At 49.6% G+C, this 22,698-nt stretch carries 19 protein-coding genes; 13 read left to right on the top strand and 6 right to left on the bottom strand.

Annotation, left to right across the window (positions count from 1 at the left end; genetic code table 11):
* Nucleotides 1–87: 87 nt before the first annotated feature.
* Nucleotides 88–996 carry a LysR family transcriptional regulator gene (locus gpAD87_RS30890; protein WP_079695908.1) on the bottom strand — a complete coding sequence of 303 codons (909 nt, stop codon included), beginning with the start codon at nt 994–996 and terminating at the stop codon, nt 88–90.
* Between the two features lie 170 nt (nt 997–1,166).
* On the opposite strand from gpAD87_RS30890, the gene gpAD87_RS30885 reads away from it, so the two are divergent.
* The 4 genes from gpAD87_RS30885 to gpAD87_RS30870 all read left to right on the top strand — a co-directional run bounded on the left by gpAD87_RS30885 (nt 1,167) and on the right by gpAD87_RS30870 (nt 6,671).
* Nucleotides 1,167–2,183, top strand: coding sequence for an ABC transporter ATP-binding protein (locus tag gpAD87_RS30885; RefSeq protein WP_064642978.1), 1,017 nt, complete (start codon nt 1,167–1,169; stop codon nt 2,181–2,183).
* A gap of 77 nt (nt 2,184–2,260) precedes the next feature.
* A complete protein-coding gene (locus gpAD87_RS30880) occupies nt 2,261–3,337 on the top strand; it encodes an ABC transporter substrate-binding protein (RefSeq protein ID WP_064642835.1) in 1,077 nt (358 codons plus the stop codon).
* A gap of 89 nt (nt 3,338–3,426) precedes the next feature.
* Nucleotides 3,427–5,112 carry an ABC transporter permease gene (locus tag gpAD87_RS30875; RefSeq protein ID WP_064642833.1) on the top strand — a complete coding sequence of 562 codons (1,686 nt, stop codon included), beginning with the start codon at nt 3,427–3,429 and terminating at the stop codon, nt 5,110–5,112.
* Nucleotides 5,109–6,671: an MBL fold metallo-hydrolase gene (locus gpAD87_RS30870; protein ID WP_064642831.1), complete on the top strand. Its 1,563-nt coding sequence runs from the start codon at nt 5,109–5,111 to the stop codon at nt 6,669–6,671. The genes gpAD87_RS30875 and gpAD87_RS30870 overlap by 4 nt, the downstream gene beginning before the upstream one ends.
* A 169-nt stretch (nt 6,672–6,840) precedes the next feature.
* On the opposite strand, the gene gpAD87_RS30865 is transcribed toward gpAD87_RS30870, so the two are convergent.
* The 3 genes from gpAD87_RS30865 to gpAD87_RS30855 are packed head-to-tail and all read right to left on the bottom strand — an operon-like array spanning nt 6,841 to nt 9,707.
* Nucleotides 6,841–7,395 carry a GerMN domain-containing protein gene (locus gpAD87_RS30865; RefSeq protein ID WP_082935416.1) on the bottom strand — a complete coding sequence of 185 codons (555 nt, stop codon included), beginning with the start codon at nt 7,393–7,395 and terminating at the stop codon, nt 6,841–6,843.
* A gap of 41 nt (nt 7,396–7,436) precedes the next feature.
* A complete protein-coding gene (locus gpAD87_RS30860) occupies nt 7,437–8,858 on the bottom strand; it encodes an N-acetylmuramoyl-L-alanine amidase family protein (protein WP_064642829.1) in 1,422 nt (473 codons plus the stop codon).
* 24 nt (nt 8,859–8,882) lie between these two features.
* Nucleotides 8,883–9,707: a hypothetical protein gene (locus tag gpAD87_RS30855; RefSeq protein WP_064642827.1), complete on the bottom strand. Its 825-nt coding sequence runs from the start codon at nt 9,705–9,707 to the stop codon at nt 8,883–8,885.
* Between the two features lie 296 nt (nt 9,708–10,003).
* Here gpAD87_RS30855 and gpAD87_RS30850 point away from each other — a divergent pair, with 296 nt between their 5' ends.
* A complete protein-coding gene (locus tag gpAD87_RS30850; protein ID WP_064642825.1) occupies nt 10,004–11,233 on the top strand; it encodes an anhydro-N-acetylmuramic acid kinase in 1,230 nt (409 codons plus the stop codon).
* Nucleotides 11,234–11,356: 123 nt separating this feature from the next.
* Nucleotides 11,357–12,196: a MurR/RpiR family transcriptional regulator gene (locus gpAD87_RS30845; RefSeq protein WP_064642976.1), complete on the top strand. Its 840-nt coding sequence runs from the start codon at nt 11,357–11,359 to the stop codon at nt 12,194–12,196.
* 148 nt (nt 12,197–12,344) lie between these two features.
* Here gpAD87_RS30845 and murQ read toward each other — a convergent pair whose 3' ends face one another.
* Both murQ and gpAD87_RS30835 read right to left on the bottom strand, forming a co-directional pair.
* Entirely contained in the window at nt 12,345–13,250 is a 906-nt protein-coding gene (murQ, locus tag gpAD87_RS30840) for an N-acetylmuramic acid 6-phosphate etherase (protein WP_064642823.1), read from the bottom strand.
* Between the two features lie 22 nt (nt 13,251–13,272).
* Nucleotides 13,273–14,235, bottom strand: coding sequence for an N-acetylglucosamine kinase (locus gpAD87_RS30835; RefSeq protein WP_064642821.1), 963 nt, complete (start codon nt 14,233–14,235; stop codon nt 13,273–13,275).
* A 361-nt stretch (nt 14,236–14,596) separates the two neighbouring features.
* On the opposite strand from gpAD87_RS30835, the gene gpAD87_RS30830 reads away from it, so the two are divergent.
* From gpAD87_RS30830 to nagZ, 7 genes are all read left to right on the top strand, one after another.
* Nucleotides 14,597–15,949 (top strand): ABC transporter substrate-binding protein, encoded by a 1,353-nt coding sequence (locus gpAD87_RS30830; protein ID WP_064642819.1) that lies wholly within the window; start codon nt 14,597–14,599, stop codon nt 15,947–15,949.
* A gap of 55 nt (nt 15,950–16,004) precedes the next feature.
* On the top strand, nt 16,005–16,928 hold the full coding sequence (locus tag gpAD87_RS30825) for a carbohydrate ABC transporter permease (RefSeq protein ID WP_063568019.1): 924 nt from the start codon (nt 16,005–16,007) through the stop codon (nt 16,926–16,928).
* Between the two features lie 64 nt (nt 16,929–16,992).
* A complete protein-coding gene (locus gpAD87_RS30820) occupies nt 16,993–17,826 on the top strand; it encodes a carbohydrate ABC transporter permease (RefSeq protein ID WP_062322342.1) in 834 nt (277 codons plus the stop codon).
* Nucleotides 17,827–17,875: 49 nt separating this feature from the next.
* Complete coding sequence (locus gpAD87_RS30815) at nt 17,876–18,985, top strand: ABC transporter ATP-binding protein (protein WP_064642817.1); 1,110 nt, start codon at nt 17,876–17,878, stop codon at nt 18,983–18,985.
* 30 nt (nt 18,986–19,015) lie between these two features.
* Nucleotides 19,016–19,726, top strand: coding sequence for a hypothetical protein (locus gpAD87_RS30810; RefSeq protein ID WP_064642815.1), 711 nt, complete (start codon nt 19,016–19,018; stop codon nt 19,724–19,726).
* Complete coding sequence (locus gpAD87_RS30805) at nt 19,726–20,892, top strand: exo-beta-N-acetylmuramidase NamZ family protein (protein ID WP_082935415.1); 1,167 nt, start codon at nt 19,726–19,728, stop codon at nt 20,890–20,892. The genes gpAD87_RS30810 and gpAD87_RS30805 overlap by 1 nt, the downstream gene beginning before the upstream one ends.
* Nucleotides 20,893–20,961: 69 nt before the next feature.
* The gene (nagZ, locus tag gpAD87_RS30800; RefSeq protein WP_082935414.1) at nt 20,962–22,647 is read left to right on the top strand and encodes a beta-N-acetylhexosaminidase; all 1,686 of its coding nucleotides are present in this window, start codon (nt 20,962–20,964) and stop codon (nt 22,645–22,647) included.
* The last annotated feature ends 51 nt before the right edge of the window (nt 22,648–22,698 follow it).

Genomic DNA, 22,698 nt, shown 5'->3' with positions numbered 1-22,698 from the left:
TGAAAGCGATTAAATGGAAGGGCTCGTTGCGTTAACCCTGCATAGATTTGATGAATGCCAAGCGATAGTTTATATGGGATAGTGGGATCATGAATTAAAAAGAGAGATGCTGTGGCTCATGTCCCGCAGTACTTCCTTGAAGCGGTTGACCTGGACGGAAGGATGACGATCCTTGTTGTGGACGGTGTAAATATGCCGCGGAGCCTGCTCCCCCGGAATGGGGAGGACCTTGATCAGTCCATGCTGCTCTTCCCACTGTACGGCCATTCGTGACATGAACGAGATATGACCGCCGAGTAGAACCAACTGCTTGATCGCTTCCAGAGAGTCCATCTCAACAGTGCTTCGCAGACGAATATCATGCTGCTCCAGCCATTGGTTGGTTAAACGTCGAGTGCTGGATTCATCGCCATGCAGTGCAAAGGGAACCTGTGCCATATGCTCAGGTTTCAGCACATCCCTCTGAGCCAAGGCATGCTGTGGAGAGCAGATTAATACCAGATCGTCTTCACACAGCGTCTCTGCTTGAAGTACTGGCCCCACAAAAGGCTCTGAGGAAATCACACCCAGATCAATCTGGTGACGGATCAACATTTCGCGGATAACGGGTGAAGGTTTGACTGATAACATAATTCGAATACCGGGGAATTCCTGAGAAAATGTATTCAAAATAGGCGGCAGTAAATACGTTGCTGGTACATAGCTCGCTCCAATGTGCAGGGTGCCCCGATAGAGGCTGTCATATTCCTGTACTACCCGGCGCGCCTCTTGAGTGAGGGCATTGATTTTGACGGAATAATGTAAAAGGGCTTGTCCAGCCTCGGTGAGAAATGTCTTTCCACTACGCGATTCGAATAATCGCACCCCCATCTCTTCCTCCAGAGACTTCATATGAAAGGTAACAGTAGGCTGCTTGATGCCGAGAAGCTCGGCCACGCTGGTCATATGATGATGTTTATCAATGAGTTCAACAATTTGCAGTTTAATCAGGTTCAACGAACTCAACACTCCTCTCAGGTAACTTTCAATCACCTTATATAGATTTAATCTATGAAGATCAACAGAATTCATCTAAAAAGTTAATTCCAATTTTACATTTCTAACATACAACTCGCGAAAGCGGACGTTAGACTGAGAACAGTACAAGAAGACAGGCAGGGATGCTTATGAAAATGGAAATTAGGGGAATTCAAAAATCATTCAATCGTACTCCCGCGCTGCTGCCCACGGATTTAACACTTCAGCATGGACAGTTTACGACGCTGCTCGGCCCATCCGGCTGTGGCAAAACGACGTTGCTGCGCATGCTGGCGGGGCTGGAGCAACCGGATGCGGGAGAAATCGTCGCGGATGGCAAGAGTTTCTACTCGGCGACGAAGCGAATAGATGTACCGACACATAAGCGTAATCTGGGCATGGTGTTTCAGGATTTTGCATTATGGCCGCATATGACAGTATACGAAAATGTGGCGTTCGGCCTGAAAGCCGGAAAGCAAAAATTGGATCTGCGCCAAAAGGTGACCGAAGCACTAAGCATGGTTCGCCTGCAAGGCATGGAGGATCGTTATCCTCATCAGCTGTCGGGAGGACAGCAGCAACGGGTTGCTTTTGCCAGAGCGGTAGCAGTAAGACCGGGGATTATCCTGTTCGATGAGCCACTAAGTGCACTGGATGCCGTGCTGCGGGAAGAGATGCGAATTGAGATGATGTCATTGGTACGGGATATGGGACTTACAGCGTTGTACGTCACCCATGATCAGGTTGAGGCGATGTCGATGTCGGATGAGATTGTGGTGATGGAGAAGGGGCGCATATTGCAAAAGGGAACCCCGGAAACGATCTACGCATCGCCAAGCGATCCCTTTGTTGCTTCGTTTATCGGAAAGTCTAACTGGCTAACAACTAATCAGTCCATGGTGAGACCGGAACATGTTTCCTGGAGCAAAACAGGTCATGATGATCTGTGTTATCAGGCGGTAGTGCTCAGCGTCAGTTATGTAGGAGAGCGTTATGAAATTCGGGTGCAGATGGAGGGACTGGGTGTATGGACAGCCTATCTGGATCGAAGAGTACGCGTAGGAGAGAAGGTTCAGCTATATGTAGCCCCGGAGCGGATTTGCCGAATGAACGGACAAGACACTCCGAATGTGAAGCCTAGAGAGTTCATCGCAGCAGCTAACTGATCATGATGAGCATACAGCGTGAGTTTGCAGAAACTTAAATACTAATATAATCAGAAACCAAGGGAGATGGAATGAAAATGTTGGGTATGAAAACACGGAAAAGAAGCGCAATGCTGTTATTATCAGCGGTAATGAGTATCAGTTTGTTCGGATGTAGCACAGGTAATTCAACTACCGGGAATGTGGGTCAAGCTGCTGGGGAAGGCAGTACGGCTACTGCATCGGCGGAAACAACAAAACCAGCTGGCGGTAAGCTGGTATTGTACAGTGCAGGACCTCAGAAGCTGGCGGATAACATCATCAGCGGATTTACAGCCAAGACGGGCATTGAAGTGGAGATGTTCCAGGGTACGACAGGTAAAATTCTGGCTCGCATGGAAGCTGAAAAATCTAATCCGGTAGCGGACGTGGTTATCCTGGCCTCCCTGCCTTCGGCACAAGCACTGAAAGCAGATGGTCTGACACTCCCATATCCTGATGCGGAGAATGCAGACAAGCTGAACAAGGACTGGTCGGATGCCGACGGCAACTATTTTAGCTCCAGTGCTTCGGCACTTGGAATTGTCTACAATACGAAGCTGGTGTCCACGCCACCAACCAGTTGGGCTGAGCTGGCAACACCTGCCTGGAAAGATGTTGTGAACATTCCTGATCCTACACTGTCCGGTTCTGCACTGGACTTCATTACGGGATACCTGAGTGTGAATGGAGATAAAGGCTGGGATTTGCTGGACAGCTACAAAGCGAATGGTGTAGCGATGGCAGGAGCGAATCAGGAAGCACTTGACCCGGTAATTACGGGAGCGAAGAGCATCGTAGCGGCTGGTGTGGACTACATGGCGTATTCCTCCAAAGCCAAAGGTGAACCGCTGGACATCGTATATCCAGAGGAAGGGACTGTAATCAGTCCAAGACCGGCAGCGATTCTGAAATCGAGTCAGAATGTGGAGAATGCCAAGGCGTTTATCGACTACCTGTTGTCTGATGAGGCACAAAAGCTCGTTGCAGATGCTTACCTGATTCCGGGTCGTGAAGACATCGAGGCGACTAACCGGTCAAATCTGAAAGATATCCCGCAGCTTAAAGTGGATTGGAACTGGATGAGTGAACACGGAGATGAGACAGCGGCACGTTTCTCCGAGACTTTTAAATAAGCATAGTGTTATGACCTAACGATTGAGTAACTGAGCAACTAGAGTGAAGAGACGATTGTTTTGTGGAAGTCATGTGAGGTGAAATCGTAGTGAAACCTGGTGTAATAGACAACAACCGTATTTTTCGGAGAGTGGGCGTGATTCTGGCCCTCTTTCTGCTGACGATAAGCATTGGTGTACCGCTCTTGCTGATTTTCTGGGAAAGTGTGTATCCAGACGGGCAGTGGGATTGGATGGCTCCGATTCGGACCATTACCGGGCAGCATTTATCCGGGGTGTTGCTGAATTCCGTCTGGCTGGGGATCTGCGTGGTAGCTGTAACAACGCTGCTGGCATTGCCACTGGCCTGGATGATGGCGAAGACCCGCATGGGTCAGCATCGCTGGGTGAACGTAATCCTGATGATTCCGTTCATGACCCCGCCGTATATCGGCTCCATGGGATGGATTCTGTTTATGCAAAAAGGGGGATACCTGCAGCAATGGGTGCCCTCCGCTGCGAGCTGGAGTGAGTTGTTCTTCAGCTTCTGGGGCATGGTGCTCATTATGAGCCTACATCTGTTCCCTTTCCTATATCTATTGCTTCGGGATGCCATCATTCGCATTGGAGGCAACCTAGAAGAAGCGGGAGCGGTGCACGGGGGACGTGCGGGATATCGATTCAGACGCATTATTTTGCCACTGCTGTTGTCTTCCTATGGCATGGGGATCATGCTCGTCTTTGTCAAAACGATTGCGGAATTCGGAACACCGGCCACCTTCGGGCGCCGTATCGGTTATTATGTCATGACATCTGAGATTCACAAGTATATCTCCAGTTGGCCGATTGATTTTGGCAAGGCAACCTCGCTTGCATCGGTGCTGCTGTCGGTCTGTCTGGTGATGTGGTACATGCAGTCTGCCATGAGTCGGAAGTTCACGTACCGTCTGGTAGGGGGCAAAGGGCAGCGATCCAAACGATACTCCCTACGCGGCGGAGCGGGTTGGTTGTGCGGGTTGTATCTCGCGTTGCTGCTGATTCTCTCGGTGGGCATTCCGTATTTCTCCATTATTGCTGCTTCGACCATGAAGCTGCGCGGCGCAGGATTGTCCTTCGACAATCTGACGCTGGATCATTACCGGGAATTGCTGTCCTGGGGATCGGTCAGTATGAAAGCAATCGGGAACAGTCTGGGGCTGTCACTAGCAGCTTCAACGGTTGCGGTTATTATCGGTACAGGTTTTGCATTGACGATTGGTAAATCGTCTTCCTTTATGCAGCGTGTCATTGACCTGTTCAGTCTGCTGCCGAATACGGTACCTGGCATTGTCATGGTGGTGGGTCTCATCCTGTTCTGGAATTCACCATGGATGCCGTTCACCCTGTACAACTCGTACGGAATGGTTGTTCTGACGTATGTGGTGCTCTTCCTGCCGTACACGGTGCAGTATGTCAAATCAAGCTTCACCCAGATAGACGGTACGTTGTTCCAGGCGGGTCAGGTCTTTGGCGGAAGACCGTTGTATATTCTGCGGCGCATTCTTCTACCACTGATCATTCCCGGCATGTTGGCCGGGTGGATGATGACATTCACCATTGCCACGCGGGAGCTAGTGGGATCACTGTTGATTTTGCCTCCATCGATGCAGACATCGGCTACGTATATTTTTGCTCAATTTGAACAAGGTCAGGTGTCATTGGGAATGGCGATGGCCGTGGTTACTGTCGTTATGACGGTACTCATGTTGCTCGGCATTGAAGTTCTGAATTCGAAGAGAAAGTGGAATGCATCATGATCAAACTGAAGGTATGGGGCGGCGCCGGGGAACATGGGCGCTCTGCCTATCTCCTGAGAGGGAGCAGGGTTCAAATTTTGCTGGATTGTGGCGTGAAAAAAGAAGGAGCCGGCGAGTATCCATTGATTGAACCGGAAATCGTTAAAGAGCTGGATGTGGTTTTGTTGTCTCACGCCCATGAGGATCATTCTGTCGCTATTCCATTACTTTATAGAATGGGGTATCAGGGTGAAGTATGGACGACACGGGAAACCAGAGAGCAACTGGACACCTACTTCAGAGCTTGGCGAAGAAATATGGAGCGGGCAGGACACACCCTCCCATACGAAGAAGGCGATGAACAACTGATTCGCTACCGATTTTTGGAGGACGAAGCCGAGGGTGGAACCTGGTTTGAAATGGTCCCTGGCGTCTCGGTGGTGTGGGGGCGCAGTGGACATCTTGCAGGATCGGTATGGTTCGGGCTGGAAATCGAGGATAAGCGGATATTCTATTCCGGTGATTACACCTCCGAATCCATGCTTTTGCAGGAGGATTGTCCAGCGGATACGCTTTGGCAGGCAAAGTTACCACGTAACAAGCGTGGATTCGATACTCCGGTTAGTCAACGTTGGAAAACGGATTTACGAACCGCCGTGAATGGTGGGCATGTCTTGGCAGGAGAGCCATCCGCGTCGCAGACTCTCCCCTTTGCTGCATCCGAAGGGGTATTACGATCCCATGTATCAGCAGGGAGAACTGTGGAGCAAGGGGATTCCTATGCCGTATTCAAGGGAGTCGAAATGAACCAAGCATCTTCATCCGGCCTGCTCGATTTGGTGATTATGGATGCTGCCTATGGAACAGATCGCGATACGCAGGCCAACAAGCTGGAACAGCTGGAGCAGGCCATTCATGAGACCATTGCCCGGGGTGGAAAGGTGCTAATGCCTATGCCCTCAGTGGGTCGTGGTCAGGAAATCATGCTGTGGGCACAGCAGCAGTTCCCGGACGTTCCAATTGTAGTGGAACAAGGGCTGGTGGACGGTCTGAAGCAGCTATTACGTGCGCCCTATTGGCTAAAGGAAGAGGAAGACCACATTCCGGGCTCTGTAAAGGAAGCGATTGGGCGTTTCCTGAGGGGGCATGGATGGGAGATGCCTGTGACAAAGGAAGAGCGAGAGCGGCTACTGCATCAACATGCTGCCTCTTTGTGGTTCATTCCGGACGGGATGATGCAGTCCTCGCTTGCTCGCTGGTACTATAGCCAGTTTGCGGACGATGAACATAATCTGGTACTGCTCACTGGGCATGTCTCTGCTGGCACCTATGCTTACAGGCTGTTGCAGAATCCTGCAACACACGGAGCGTGCGAGGTACGGAAAATTCGTTATAAGGTGCATCAGGGATGGAAGGATGTCGAGAAAATGCTGCATCAGGTTCCTGCAAGGCATACGGTGCTTGTGCATGCGGACCGGGCAGAGACGGATAAACTGAGAGAAGGCTTACTCAGCGAAAAATCAGTCTCGGGGAAAGGGATTTTGCATTCGCTATCTCCTGGATATGAGCTGTATCTGTAAGTTGAATTGGATAAAGATTGGATCTATGTAGGGCGTCCCTGGGGACGTCTTTTTGAATGTGGATTTTTAATAAAAAATGCATGATGGGAAGTTATGCTTCTCATCATGCATGGGAGATGATTCAAGGAGAGAATCATCTGGAAATCATCCGGTGTCTTTTAAAATTAGATTAGGGCTCGCGCTGAATAGGATGCTCCAGCTCTGAATGGCCCATCAAGCTATCGAGGGCTTCACCGTCCACCAGAATATCGATACTTTCTACTTCATCGTATTGAAACATCGTCTGGGTTAGTGCATCCAATGCAAGCAGCTCGCCACTGGTTCCCAATTTGGCCTCATCCGGAATATGAACATCCAAAGTGACTTTGCCCTCGCCGTACTGTAGGGAGAGCAATTCGACTTTTTCCCAGAGGGATACGAGCTCCGAATCGGTATTGTTTTGTAAAGCTTCAAATGTTTTTTTGTATTTCTCGGAATCGTCCTTGTATTCAATTTCCTGCTCTTTTTTCTCAAGTTCCAGTACCTGGGCGTCTGCGAAATACACATCAACCGCTTGTGTGTTCATTGTGCCCAGATCCACCTCTGTTTCGGATGGGTTTGGTGACTGCCCCCCCTGAACAGCAGGTTCGGCCGATCCGGATTCATTAACTGGCTTTTGAGCACAACCAATGCCAACAATCATTAAGAAGGATAAGACGAGTGCGCATCCCAATTTCGTTTTCAATGGATCACATCCTACAGCATATTTAAATTACGTTTTATCATTTAATTTATACCCAGATATTCCTTAATCCCATCTGCTATCGCTTGAGCGGCTTTCATCTGAACAACATCGGACGACATCAGCTCTTCATCCATAACGTTACTCAGGAATCCTACTTCCAAAAGTACTGCAGCCATGGTTGTATCTCTGATCACTTCCAAGTTGCCATTTTTCACACCACGGTCTTTGAGCCCCATGGCTTTAACCAAACGTTGATGAATGATAGTGGCTAATTCCTTGCTGCTGCTGCGTTGATAGTAGAACGTCTCTGTACCTGTGGCCTGGGGTGAGGACTCCACATTATTGCTATGGATAGATACAAATACATCCGCGTTTAATTGATTAGCGAGCTGAACACGCTCCGGGCGGGTGGGATAAGTATCACCGTCACGAGTCATCACCAATTCGATATCCGGCTCATTGAGAAGAAGTGCTTGTACTTTGAGAGCCAATGCCAGATTATATTCTTTCTCGGGTTTGTTGGTGATGCTGGTTGAACCTGGATCTTTACCCCCATGGCCTGGGTCGATGACAACGACCTTGCGTCCTGAGTCGCCTACGGGAGTTAGAGGAACGGATGTGACGTTATCTCCCGAAACATTGAGATCAATAATCAGTTTATCGGCAATGATGTTCTGGCTGTACTGTACATCCTTCACCTGATTCAATTCAACGACAATTCGAACTTGACCAGGGTCTTGTTTAAAAAGAGAATATCTAACTTCCGTTACATTGGGGTATGCGTCCACATCCAGTTTGCCATTCATGTTTTGATTCAAAGGTTGCGATAGATCACCAAACACTGCTCCAGGCAGATCCACGACCAGACGATCGGGATTCTTCAAAGTCGTCATCACTGGTTTGGATTCACCATCCATAGACACGACCAGCTGATTGTTGGCAAATTGGATATCGGTAACATGTGTTAGTGATGCTGGGTTACCGTTTCCTGAACCGTTGCCTGGCTCAACATTGGGCACTTTACTGGTGTCGGTGTTGATTAAGTATACAATCTTCTCTTTGTTGTTCCATTTCACGTTGAGTCCCATTTGTTCACTGACAAATCGAATGGGTACCACCGTGGTGTTATTTAAAATGAGCGGAGCTGTGTTCAAGGTAACTTGCTTGTCAGCAACCATGGCTTGCTTTTGATCAACGGTTAAAGAAATCGTTTTGTCATTTTGCTGGATCTTTACATTACGTGTATTTTGATTCCAATCCACTTTGAATTTCAAATTTTCGGCAACGACACGAATCGGAATCATAACATTCTTATTCACGATGGTCACCTGAACGTCACTTGGGAGGATTAATTCTTCGCCGTCCAAGAAGATTTTCGACGTGCTTGCAGCCGCATTTCCCTGATGAGGGAGTACAACCAGCAAGAACAGACTCAAAAACAGGAGTAAAATCGATTTTTTCATTATGCACCTCTACTATTTAGATCGTTACTGTATGGAATACTTATCTAGCTTAAACCATTCGGCAAACTCATTACGGCTGATTTTCTTAACAGGCTTCACCTTGTTACTCTCTATGCTATACCTATAAAGTATCATTTGATCAGACGGGTACTCACTGATGTAATCTAGTATTTTTCCGTTTTTTTGCCACAAAATCAGATTGATACTAATATAATTGGTTGCCCTTGGTAGGTATACAACGCTCTCTTTCTGAACATTGTAGATGGCTATTGAGCTTTTGGAGGGATCTCCGTAAGAGAAGGCTATCTGATCTTCGTTGGGTGCCCAGTTATAGTCGGCAATCGTTTCTATGTTTTTCTTGCCTGCTTTTTTCAATCGATCATTTAATTCCGTCACTTCACCCGTTTGAAGGTTAAGCAGCATCAGAGTGTTTCCTGAGCTACGTTCTGCGTGTATAGCAAGCCATGTATTGGAGTTAGAGGCAACAACACTTGTGATATCGAGCCAATTGTCCTCCAAGTCACTCGTTTCAATCGTATATTTCTGGCTCTCCTTGGTGACGACAATGGATTGAATTACGTTTTGTTCAAATGTGGGCATACCTTCCAATCTCACTGTAGTAGCGGTTAAAGTAATATTTCCTCCTTTCAAGATGATTTTGTTGGTACTGTTGTTCTTTTTAAAAGGTGTGACGCTTGAATAGATGGAAGGAGTTACAGAAGTCGCATCAACGGAACGTTGTGAAATTCGTTCTGGTGTGGCTGGTCTGGTACCAACTATGAATGACGATGTAGTCGTCAATCCCCCCAGTAATAGCACAGTTGAAAACCAAATAGCAGCGTTGTTCATCTGAGTATCTCCTTCCGCTGGTGACAGCTTATAATCCTCAACATTTCGATTCCAAAATATACCTTCGTTATATAAACGGTAAAATTGTAAAAATGTTTCTTTTTTGATCGTTATTTATCTATTTTTATTTATAGAAGCATCTTGTGAGCATTTCATTTCGGACAAAGAGTCGCTATGGTTGGAAGAGTGTAATTAAATTTCATAAAATATTTGACTTGTGAAATTTTATATCATATACTGGGTGAAATTATGGCAGGATGACGTGTTCATCGGGTCTGGCGGGAGGTTGTGAATGGATGGATACAGGCAGCTATCCGATGTGGGAGCAATATCGCTTGAAACGGGAGCATTACATCATTGGACTGATGTCAGGCACGTCCCTCGACGGGACGGATGCGGCATTGGTGCGTATTCTGACAGATGACAGCGGGGCATTGCAAAAGATCGATCTGGTTGACTTCGTCTGCGTACCTTACTCCAATGAATTGAGAGAAGTGCTGATTCGACTATGTTCACCGGAGACGGCACGTGTGGATGAGCTGACGGCTGCACATTTTGGCGTATCGGAGTGGTATGCTCAGAGTGTCAGAGAGCTTATTCGATCCTCAGGAATCTCATCCTGGCAGGTGGATGCGATAAGCATGCACGGACAGACCGTATGGCACGCACCTGTAGCTTCGGCTTTTCCAGGGCCAGCAGGCGAGAGTCTTCCAGTGGTGTCCACGTTGCAGATTGGCGAAAGCGCCGTTGTACGTGAACGAACTGGCCTGCCAGTGATCGGCAATTTGCGGGCACGGGATATGGCGGCTGGCGGGGAGGGGGCGCCCCTTACCCCTTACGCCGATGCTTTGATGTTCCGCAGCCCGGAGGAAGGACGACTGGTGCAAAATATCGGCGGTATTGGCAACGTTACCGTGCTTCCATCAGCGTCTTCTAATGAAGGCATTTCGGCTTTTGATACGGGACCTGGCAATATGGTGATGGACGCGATCGTACGCCAGGCGACTGGTGGGCGGCAGCACTATGATCCAAATGGAAGCATCGCCGCACAGGGAAAGTTCGATCAGGATCTGGTGGATCTGTGTTTGGACGATACCTATTTCAAAAGGCTGCCTCCCAAGAGTACCGGACGTGAAGTGTACGGTGCGGCATATGCAGTACGCTTGATGGAGATGGCCGCTGCGCGTTCCTTATCCCTGGAAGATACGCTGGCTACCGCCACCTGTCTGACCGCGGAGACGATTGTGCGTGCAGTGAAGGATTTTATCCTGCCCAAGGTGCACATATCGGCCATGCTCGCCTGCGGTGGTGGTACTTCCAATGCCACGTTAATGGAGATGATCCGTCAGAGACTCCCGGAAGATATCCGTTTGGAGCGAACAACGGACTATGGTATACCGGATGATGCCCGCGAAGCGATTGGATTTGCCCTCCTTGGCCATGAGGCACTTATGGGAAGAACCAATACGCTCCCGGCAGTAACCGGCGCGAAACACGCCGTAATTTCGGGCAACCTGACACTGTAGTGCAGCAAGACTTTTGAATAAGTTAGCGATGCAAGGACGTTTAATCAATTAGACTCTATTGGAATTATAGGATAAAATGCTTGTACATGAAGGCAGTACGGAAAGGAGGAGCGGATGGAAGGCATGAAAGGTGGACTTGTACGTTTACGCGCATTAATGGATGACTTGACTCCGTCCGAACGGAAGATTGGAGCTTACATTCTTGATCATCCCCAAGAGACGGTTCAGTCTTCGGTGGCACAGCTGTCTGAACGGAGCGGGGGCAGCCCGGCTGCCATTATCCGTCTCTGCAAATCACTTGGTGTAACGGGTTTTCAGGAGCTGAAGCTGAAGATTGCCGGAGATTTGCAGACAGGTGAGCAATATCAATATACGGAGATTCGTCCCCAGGACTCCATGGAGAGCATTATTCAGCATGTGTCCGCAAACAATATTCAATCGGTGAAGGATACCGTTCATATTTTGGACCCGCGTCTGGTGGAACAGGCAGTGGACGTGCTCCATCGGGCGAACCGTATCTTTTTCTATGGGGTGGGGGCCTCCAACTTGATTGCGCTGGATGCACACTACAAGTTCATGCGAATCAATCGCACAAGCTTTTCGTTCGCCGATCCGCATATGCAGATTTCGTCCGCAACGACGCTTCGCGAAGATGATGCGGTGGTATGTATCTCGTATTCAGGGGAGACTTCGAACGTGATCTCCTGTCTGAAGCATGCTCGTGAAGGCGGCGCTGCAACGATTAGCATTACCAAGTGGGGGAGCAATACGCTCAGCAGTCTGGCGGATGTACCCCTGATGATTACTTCCACCGAAAGCGATATTCGGAGCGGAGCAACTTCGTCACGAATTGCACAGCTGAACGTGATCGACATTTTGTATCTGGCGATTGCCAGCCGCGACTACAACCAGTCGGTGGAATATTTGGAGAAGAGCCGGCAGGCTATTCTGGAGCATAAGTGAAGTAGATTCCATATGAATCCCTTTCTGTTTATACAGGAGGGGATTTTTTTGACGGATTATATCGGCTTTTATAATAAAAAAATTATAAAAAGAGCCCAGACTAATGTCGGGCTCTTCTCTTTCAACCTCTAGAAATACCCCTTTACGCTCAGGAAGGCCCTGCAATGGCGCTGCGAACAAATCCGTCAGCCAGATCCAGTCTTCGCTGAGCTTCCACGGCATCCACGCCTGCCATCAGCATGACGATTGCCGTTTTTACATGACCGTCTGCACCGGCAAAAGCCTGTTCAATATCCGCTTCGTTCGCTCCGGTTGCCAGATGGATCATGCGTTTGGCCCGATGGACAAGCTTCTCGTTCGAAGGGTTCAGATCGACCATGAAATTACGGTAAACCTTGCCCAGACGAATCATGGCGGTAGTGGTGAGCATGTTCAGAATCATTTTCTGGGCGCTGCCTGCCTTCATGCGTGTTGAACCCATGACAACCTCTGGACCGACAACAGCCTCGATACTCACATCAGCCAATAGGGTCATCGGCGTACCTGCGTTGTTACTCAGGCTGATCACCGTAGCTCCGATCTCCTTGGCGTGTCTCATCGCACCCAGCACATATGGTGTTCGCCCACTGGCTGCAATGCCGACCACGACATCGTTTTCGTCTAATCTATGTTCATCCAGGTCGGCAGCTCCCAGTTCCTCACTATCTTCAGCACCTTCAACCGGGTCCTTCACTGCCCGAAATCCCCCTGCGATAATACCCTGCACCATAGAGGGAGGGGTTCCGTAGGTAGGCGGGCATTCCGAAGCGTCGAGTATTCCCAATCGTCCACTTGTACCTGCGCCTACATAAAATAGCCTGCCGCCAGACTGAAAGGCCTCCAAGATCAGGTCCGCCGCTTGGGCAATGACCGGAATCAGGGGCTGAATGAGCTCCGCAATCCGTTGATCTTCCTTATTAATTAGCTCCATAATTTCTGCCGAAGGCAATTCATCTATGTGATCCGTTAGTGGATTGGGTTGTTCCGTTAGTAGTGAGTTCAGCATGTGATTCATCCGTATGGCCTCCTTCTCTCTTTTAAAATGATTCATTCAGGGAACAGCGTCTTCTTGCCAGTTGTGCTGCACCAATCGCTGGAGCAGGGGCATCTTCACGATATACAAAGTCCAACTCTTCATAATATCCCGATAACTTCTGGATAAATGTAGTTCGGAAAAGTGCAGCGTATCGAAACAATGATCCAGACAGGACAACCTGAGTGGATGCAAATTCGGGATGACGGGCAATCAGCGCCTTGGCGGTATCCGCCAATTGTGCGGCCTCATCGATGATCAGTGCCCGGGCGGCCTCATCCCCGGATTCAGCAGCCTCTATAGCCAGACGGGCGATGGATGCGGTCTCGGTTTTGCCCCAATCCGTCTGGTACACCCGTGCCTTTAACTCCGATATATCCCGAAGGTACAGTTTCTTTAGAAGAAGCGGGGTTAAACGGGTTGGAGGAAGAACACCGTCATAGCTCTGCATTACCACTTGGAGTGCACGCTGCCCAATACGATAGCCGCTCCCCTCATCTCCGAGCAGATGACCCCAGCCTCCTGCACGGTATCGCTCTCCTTCCAGCGTAAATCCGTACACGATGGACCCTGTTCCAGAGATGCACAATACACCGTGAGTATGTCCGAGAGAGGCCATCAGAGCAATCTCTCCTTCGGATACAACCCAGACAGGACACCCTTCTGATCCCTGTCGATTCCGACTCTTCATATAGTTATTTACTGCTTCGGCTATAAGTTGCCGCTCTTGGATCGTATCTACACCTGACATGCCGAGGCATATACCTTCACAATTTGTCAATAAATCACTTTTTAGATTAAATAGCTGTTCCAGCACTCGTTGCAGTTCGGAAAGGGCCTGTTCCAGTGGTACGCTATGAGGATTCGTGGGACCGCCGCTGAGCCGGGCGAGAATTTCGCCAGATTCAGAAATGATTGCTGCATCAGTATTGGTACCGCCTCCATCTACGCCTACATATACTCGCAAAGTGGCTCACCTCGATTGCTTGAGTTTTCTTTTTACATAGTATAGAGGCATAAAATGAAAAAGTAAAATTAAATTTTATAATAAAAAATAATGTTGAATTTTTATTTCATAGCTCATATAATGAACTCAATCTACAATTTTGGAAGGAATTAATACTGTTAATGTTAGCTAAGTTGACGTTAATATTGCATTTAAGAGATTAATCCTGCGTACGTTCAGGTCTAATCCATAAGGGAGGTGCATTTTCCTTACTGCCACGCTCAATAATCTGTTAAGTCGTTTAAGGATGGATGATTTTAAAAGGGGTAGCATGGTTAGGCAATGCAATTATCGGGAGACGACACGCGAAGGAGATGAAGGGATGAAAAAGAAGGGTCTGGTATGGGCAATGTTGTTGATGATGGTCTGGGTTACTGCCTGCGGGAATAGCGGGGGTGCTGCTTCAGATGATCCCAATGCGGAAGATACGGTGACCGTATGGACTTATCCAGTACATGGGACATATGAAGATGAACTGAAGGATCTGATCGTTGATTTCAATAAAGAACACCCGAACATTACCGTGAAGACGGAAATGCTCTCCTGGGCGGAAGGGCCCAAAAAATTCGATGTCGCTCTGAACGCGGGCAACCCGCCGGATCTTTACTTTCATAGTGTAGACGGCACATATGTGAATACGGGATTGGCACTTGAGCTGGACAACTACCTGACACCTGAGATCAAGGATGACTATCTGCCAGGTACGCTTGAATTAGGCCAGATCCAAGGGAAACAGTACGGAATGCCGTTGTATCAATTCCAATGGGCATGGGGTGGCAACAAACGCATTCTCGAGGAAGCGGGTATTGACTGGAAATCCATTCAGCAAAATGGCTGGACCTGGTCCGAATTCAACGCTGCCGCAGCCAAGCTGACCAAAACGCTGGATGGTGGGGCTAAACAATATGCAATGGTTACCGACGGAACCTCGCTTGATTTCATTGAAATGTTGTCCCGAAACAACGGCATGATTGACGTTCTCGATAAAGCTGGCACATTCCAATGGAATGATGGCCGCATTCTGGATACTCTCTCTTTTATCAAAAATCTGATGGATCAAGGTTATATGCCGAAAGAAACGGCTGCTCTTGCTCCAGCAAAACGGACGGATATGTTCTACGCGGGTGAAACGGCGATCATCTCCAAAGCGATTCCTTATTATGATGTGATGATCCAGAACCGCAACAAGGATATTGATGACGGCAAGGTACAAGGGGAGAAAATTGATTTTGTCCTGCTGCCTGTACCGCATAATGATGATCAACCTGCGGCAACAACGATGGGTGGCGAAGGGTATGTAGCCTTCAAACAGAAGAAGGACAAAGGTGAACAGCATGCTAAAAATACGTTCCTGGTTATGGAGGCACTCAGTGGTGCCAAAGCAGGGAACTCGGCCAATGAACTGGCACTCCCATTCGTAAGACAATCCCAGGTGGATCTGTTTAAAGGAAAAGAACTTGGTCAACCGGATAATCTGGCTGCTGCAAAAGTCATGGCAGAGAATATCGCTATGCCGGTTGTACTGGAACTGGATATCGACAAAGCATCACAGCAAAAACAATTCAAGGAACAAGTTGTGAAGCCTAACATTCAGGCGCTGTTCTCGGGTGAGAAGACACCGGAGCAGATCGCAGAAGACTTCAAGAACAAAGGCCAGCAGATGTTTGGACAATAACTCGGACCATACAACATAACGCAAAACCACACTGATTAGGAGAGGAGGATTCGCCATGCAGACCGCCCTTGCGCCAAAACCGTCTGTGCCCCGGACTTCCCGGGTTGCCCGGTTTTGGCGAGACTACGGGTGGGCGTATTTGTTTATTTTGGCGCCTGTCCTGCTGTTTCTCATTTTCACACTGTATCCCGTTCTGACGGCTCTCGTGATGAGCTTCCAGAAATACAACATTATGAACTCGACGTGGGTTGGATTGGATAACTACGAGCGACTGGTGAAAGATGAGACGTTCTGGAAGTCGATTAAAAATACACTCATCTTTACTGTAGGTACGGTACCGGTCAATATTCTCATTACATTTGTACTGTCCTACTTCATCTACCAGATGAAAAGCAAGTGGCAGACGTTCTTCAAAGCAACATTGTACCTGCCTGCGGTAGCATCCGGAGTAACCATCTCCATCGTATGGCTGGCGATCTTTGACCCGACAGATTCTGGACTGCTGAACCGCTTCCTCGGCCTGTTAGGCCTTGATCCGGTGATCTGGCTGGGCCAATCGGGAACGGCACTCTTTTCACTCATTCTGATGAACTGGCTCGGATCGCACGGAGCGGGCATTATTCTGTATCTGGCAGCCATGGGCGGTATTCCGAAATCGCTGTACGAAGCGGCGGATATTGATCATGCCAGCGGCTGGACCCAGTTCAGCAAGATTACATGGCCGCTCCTCAAACCAACGACGCTGTATCTGCTCGTGACAGGTGTGATCACGTCTTTCCAGGTGTTCATATCGGTATATCTGATGACACAGGGTGGACCGAACTTTGCGACAACAACGATCGCTTATCTGATCTATGAGACGGCATTCAAGTTCTATGAGTTCGGATTGGCTTCTGCACAGTCGTTCGTTCTGGCGATTATCATTATTGTCATCTCCGTCATCCAGTTCAAATATTTCTCCAGCGATATTGAGTATTAGAGGTAGTTCAAAACACGTACTATTAGAGCACGTTGCATTAAGCATCCGGGGGTGAATGAAATCCATGAAATCAACACAGAAAAAGACACTGCTTGTCGTTGCATCCATTCTGCTGGTGGTTTGGGCACTGGTGACGGTCATTCCGATGTACTGGATGCTAGTCGGTTCGGTGCAGGATAGTGCGATGTCGGCTTCCTTCAAACCGCAGATGATCCCGGAGCAGCTGTCGTTATCACCATATGAGCGCTTTTTTGCCAAAACTGATGCCTGGCGCTGGCTGTACAACTCGCTGCTCATCTCGGTCATTCTAACCGTGACGAATGTGTTCTTCGCCTCCCTGGCGGGATATGCGTTCGCCAAACTGAAATTTCCGGGAAGTCAGGCGGTATTCTGGACCTTGCTGGGGACGATGATGATTCCGGCACAGGTGACGCTGATTCCCTTGTATATTCTGATGGTCAACGTGTTTGACCTGGGAGATACGTATACGGCCATTATTCTGCCTGCTGCGGTCAGTGTGGGCAACATTTTCTTGATGAAACAGTTCATGTCAACGCTGCCCACATCACTGATTCATGCGGCACGTATTGATGCATGCAGTGAGTTCGGCATCTTCTGGAAAGTGATCCTGCCGATGGCGAAGCCAGGGATCGCGGTGCTAGCGATTTTCACGTTTGTAGCTTCGTGGAATGAATTTTTCTGGCCATTCCTAATCACTAACTCCAACGAGATGCGCACCGTTCAGGTGGGGCTGGCTTCGTTCGTATTTGCCGAATCAACGGATTTCGGCGCAATGATGGCAGGGGCAACAATTGGTGCGCTGCCGATGATCATTCTATTTTTCTCACTGCAACGTTATTTCCTACAGGGCATTACGATCGGTGCAGTAAAAGGTTAAGGTGAACTGTTAGTTCAGGACAAGCGACAACGTAAAGGGGGATCTACCTATGGCACGCGTGGAGTTTCGCCAAGTGCGCAAAGAATTCAAAGACGATCATAAAGGAACGTTCACGGCTGTGGCCGGCTCGGACTTTGTTATAGAGGATAAGGAATTCGTGGTTTTTGTGGGTCCTTCGGGCTGTGGCAAGACGACATCACTGCGGATGATTGCGGGACTGGAAAAACAGACGAGTGGCGACATTGTCATCGGGGAACGGGTCGTGAACGACCTGCATCCGAAGGATCGCGATATTGCGATGGTATTTCAGGATTATGCACTTTATCCGCATATGACGATACGTGAAAATCTGTCCTTTGGTCTGAAAAATCTCAAGAAACCAAAATCCTATATTGATGAACAGGTACAGAATGCTGCCGCCATTCTGGGGCTGGAGGCGATGCTGGAGCGCAAACCGCGCGAGCTGTCCGGTGGTCAGCGCCAGCGTGTGGCGGTAGGACGTGCGATCGTCCGTGATCCGCAGGTGTTTCTGTTCGATGAGCCGCTATCCAATCTGGATGCGAAGCTGCGGGTACAGATGCGGGTGGAATTGGGCGAACTGCATAAGCGGCTCGGTGCCACAATTGTATACGTCACGCATGACCAGGTGGAGGCCATGACACTTGGGGAGCGAATCGTGGTCATGAATCATGGAGATATCCAGCAGGTGGCTTCACCGAAAGAATTGTATGCGAGTCCGCGTAATATGTTTGTTGCCGGATTTATCGGTTCCCCGGCAATGAATTTCATTGATGCCCGGATTGAAGGCACGCAGGTTGTTGTGGACGGAGCATCATTCACCTTGCCAGAAGATGTACTCGCTCGTCTTCAGAGCTATCAAGGCAAACCGGTGATTATGGGTCTGCGTCCAGAGCATATTTTTGGTGACGATGTCGCTCCGAATATCCCGACAGATCATACGCTGCAGGCGCGGGTTCAGGTTGTAGAGCATCTTGGCTCCGAGAATCTAGTGTATTTCCATTCGGGTGCCCGTACCGTTACGGCCAAGGTTCACCCGGAAACACATGCTTATGTAGGAATGGACAAGAATTTTGTACTGGACCTGCGTAAGGCGCACTTTTTTGACCCAGAGACGGAACTGGCGATTGGACGGGAATAAGAAACGAGCTGCAAGAAAGGGAGTGTGGGGATGCGTAAGCTGAGTGAAGTGTTGGTCAAGTCGGGGGCGGAAATCTATCGGGATATTATTCCGGTGGCCCTGTACAGTGTTGTCAGCTCCATCGTGCTGGTACCCATTCTGATGTTTGCTCCGCTGCCAATCGCGGTGCTGCTTTTGGCCGTGATTTATATGCCAATCCTGTTCGGTGTCAGTTATGCCGTGCATCACAGACTGGAACGCAAGGAACGCCGCAATGGTCTTAAGGATATCTGGAACGGAACGATGAAGGGATTCATCCCGGGAGGGGCAGTAGGTGTTCTTTTCGCCGTGCTTGGCTTCATTCTCTGGTCAACCTGGTGGTATTACGGCGGACAGGGCGGGATTACAGGCACAGCGGTGAGCATGTTCCAAACGTTCTTCGTCCTCATGGCGCTGATGTCGCAATTCTATACCTGGCAGCTTGTTTTGCAAAAAAACATGGGCATCATTCAGGCGATGGGGGAAAGTGTGAAGCTATTCTTCCGTCATCCGGGGTACACGATGGGAGCCTGTTTTCAGGCGCTGTGTCTGACGGCTTTGCTAATGCTGACGGTTGTTGGCTTCGGAGCGCTGTTCGCGGGCATGTTTGCCATCTATCAGCATAAGGTAGCCCTTAATGTGCTTGAACCTGAAGAGGAACCTGTCACATCTGGCGGCAATGACCACCAACATACGGGGTGGATAAGCCAGGGGAATGTGTGATGGGTGTAAAAACTGGAGTTGATCTTTTATCCAGCGGGTTATCCCACCCATGGTTAACGGAAGCGCGTATTGGCCTGATGACGAACCCCACAGGTATTACGGCCGACTTTGTCTCTACGGTGGATGTTTGTGCCGGGTTGGCAGATGCCAAGCTTACAGCGCTTTATGCGTGTGAGCACGGGCTGGATGGTGAGCTTCAAGCTGGTGTTCGATTCGGGGATACGGTGCACCCACGTCTGGGCATCCCTGTGTTCAGCCTTTATGGGGAACACAAGAAGCCTACGCCTGCGATGCTGGCTGAGGTGGATACGGTGCTGTTTGATATCCAGGATGTGGGCGTTCGTTATTACACGTATGCATCCACTCTGTTCCACATGATGGAGGCCTGTGCCGAAGCAGGCAAACGCTTGTTGGTGCTGGACCGTCCCAATCCGCTGGGCGGGGATAGTGTGGAAGGCGGCCTGCTAAGCGCGGGGTATGAATCACTCGTTGGCGCTTGGCGTGTTCCTGTCCGCACCGGACTGACGGTCGGTGAATTGGCTCTGTTGGTCAACAGTGAGATGGAGGTGCCCTGCGAACTGGATGTGATAGCAATGGAAGGATGGCGGCGCTCCATGGAGTTTACAAATTGTGAGCTTCCTTGGATGCTGCCCTCTCCCAATATGCCCACGCTGGACAGTGTGCGGGTGTATGCGGGTACTTGCCTGTTCGAAGGCACCAATGTATCAGAGGGCAGGGGCACGACTCGCCCATTTGAGTGGATTGGAGCCCCCTGGATTGAGGGTGAACGACTGGCGGAACGCTTTCGGGAACACAAATTGGAGGGTGTACATGTGCATCCGGTCTACATGTCGCCAACCTTCTCCAAACATGCAGGTGAGCTGTGCGGAGGTGTGAGGATTTTCGTGACGGATAGCAGGGCATTCCGGGCGGTAGATACAGGTCTGGTGCTTTTGCATGAACTGGCATCGCTCTATCCGGAGCAATTTCGCTGGTTGGAGCCGCCACAGCCGGGTTCCCGTTATTTTATTGATCTGTTGACCGGAGGCAGGAAAGTCAGGGATGTCATTCATGACCGTGAAGAGTTAGTACGCTTGATGGAAGCATGGAATGCAGAGGCAGAGGAATGGAAGGAACGGCGTAAGCCGTTTTTGCTATACCCATAAAGTATGGAATTCATCAATAGAATGTCGTGTAATGTACGGATGATGTTTGTCATGGGGAGGAGGCATGGAATGAGTGGGCCAAAAGAGATATACCCGGTGAAGCTGAAACAGATGACCCTGCGTGAGAAAATTGGACAAATGCTGCTTTGTGGATTTCATGGCACTGAGGCTGCCGGTGATGTGGATGCTTTTCTGCGAAAGTATCCCATTGGCGGCGTAATCTATTTTGCGCGCAACGTCGAGTCGCCGGAGCAGGTAGAGCGGTTATCGTCGGGGCTGCAACGGATTGCTGTCGATAGCGGTAATGTACCGCTTTGGATATCCATTGATCAGGAGGGCGGTATGGTTGCCCGGATTACCGAAGGGATCACCCTGATGCCGGGACAGATGGCGATTGCGGCAGCAGGTTCCATCGAGGATGCATACCAGGCAGCCTATATCAGTGGGGTGGAGCTTAGATCGATGGGAATTAACATGAACTTTGCTCCGGTTCTTGATGTAAATAATAACGCCGCCAATCCGGTAATTGGTGTGCGTTCATTTGGGGAATCACCGCAGTCCGTGGCAGCGTATGGGGCCAGGAGCATTGCGGGAGTCCAAAATGCTGGCATTTCAGCGACAGCTAAACATTTCCCGGGACACGGGGATACGGATACCGATTCGCACCTGGATCTCCCGGTCATCACCCATGATCGGGAACGGGTAGACCGTGTGGAGCTGATTCCGTTCCGGGCTGCCATAGCGGCAGGTGTTGATGCAATGATGTCGGCACATATTTATTTTCCGGCTCTGGAACCGGAGCGTCTGCCTGTGACACTATCGCGAGCCGTGTTAAGTGGATTGCTTCGTCAGGAACTGGGATATGACGGTATGATTGTAACGGATTGTATGGAGATGGACGCGATTGCCGCCAACTATGGCACTGTCGATGCAGCTGTGATGGCGGTAGAGGCTGGCGCAGATCTGGTGTTGATCAGCCACACAGCTCAACTTCAAGCAGGGGCGTTTGAAGCGCTGCTGGCAGCCGTGCAGAGCGGGCGAATCAGCGAGGCCCGCATTGACGAATCTGTAACTCGGTTGCTGAAGTACAAGGCCAAACGAGGCCTGCTGGAGAAGGGAATAGGCAAAAGTAATGATGAAGTACACGATTCTGTGTCGACTTCACTCTCCGCTGAGGCATCAACTGATCCAGCTTCATCGAAGCTCCAAGAGCGCAACCACCCGTTACACCTAGAGGTGGCTCGACGAATCAGTGAGAACAGCATCACGCTGGTGCTTGACCAACTGAACATGCTGCCTTTGAAGCCGGAACGCACACTGGTCATAACGGTTGCTACATCTGTGACAACGATTGCCGACGAACAGCTGACTCAGGCGGTTACTCTAGGTTCGACTTTGTCGCACTGCGGTCTGGATGTGGTCGATTTAACAGTCACGCCAGAGGAAGTTGCCATTCGTTCTGCCCGTCTGCTTCAAGCTGCAGAAGAGGATGACGTTCGCCAGATTGTGGTGGGGACGTATAATGCAGGCAGTGCCTCTGGTGATCCTCAGTGCAGGTTGATCGGCTGGCTGCAGCAATTGGGCAAGCCGCTGGCTGTTGTGGCACTCCGTAGTCCCTATGATCTGCTTGCGATCCCGGAGGTACAGGTCTATGTGGCAGCGTACGAGAGTAGGCCGCTTGCCATGGATAGCGCCGCTCGGGCGCTGATGGGGCATATTCCTTTTGCCGGGAAACTTCCTGTATCCATAAAGTAGACAGGCGTTAAATGACGAACGAAGCGAAAGTATGATTCGGAATATGAAGAC

It is taken from the genome of Paenibacillus sp. AD87, from assembly GCF_001659845.1.
GTDB classification, from domain to species: Bacteria; Bacillota; Bacilli; order Paenibacillales; family Paenibacillaceae; genus Paenibacillus; species Paenibacillus marchantiae.
The sequence above is the reverse complement of the archived record's forward strand: the minus strand, read 5'-3'. Positions and strand labels throughout refer to the sequence as shown.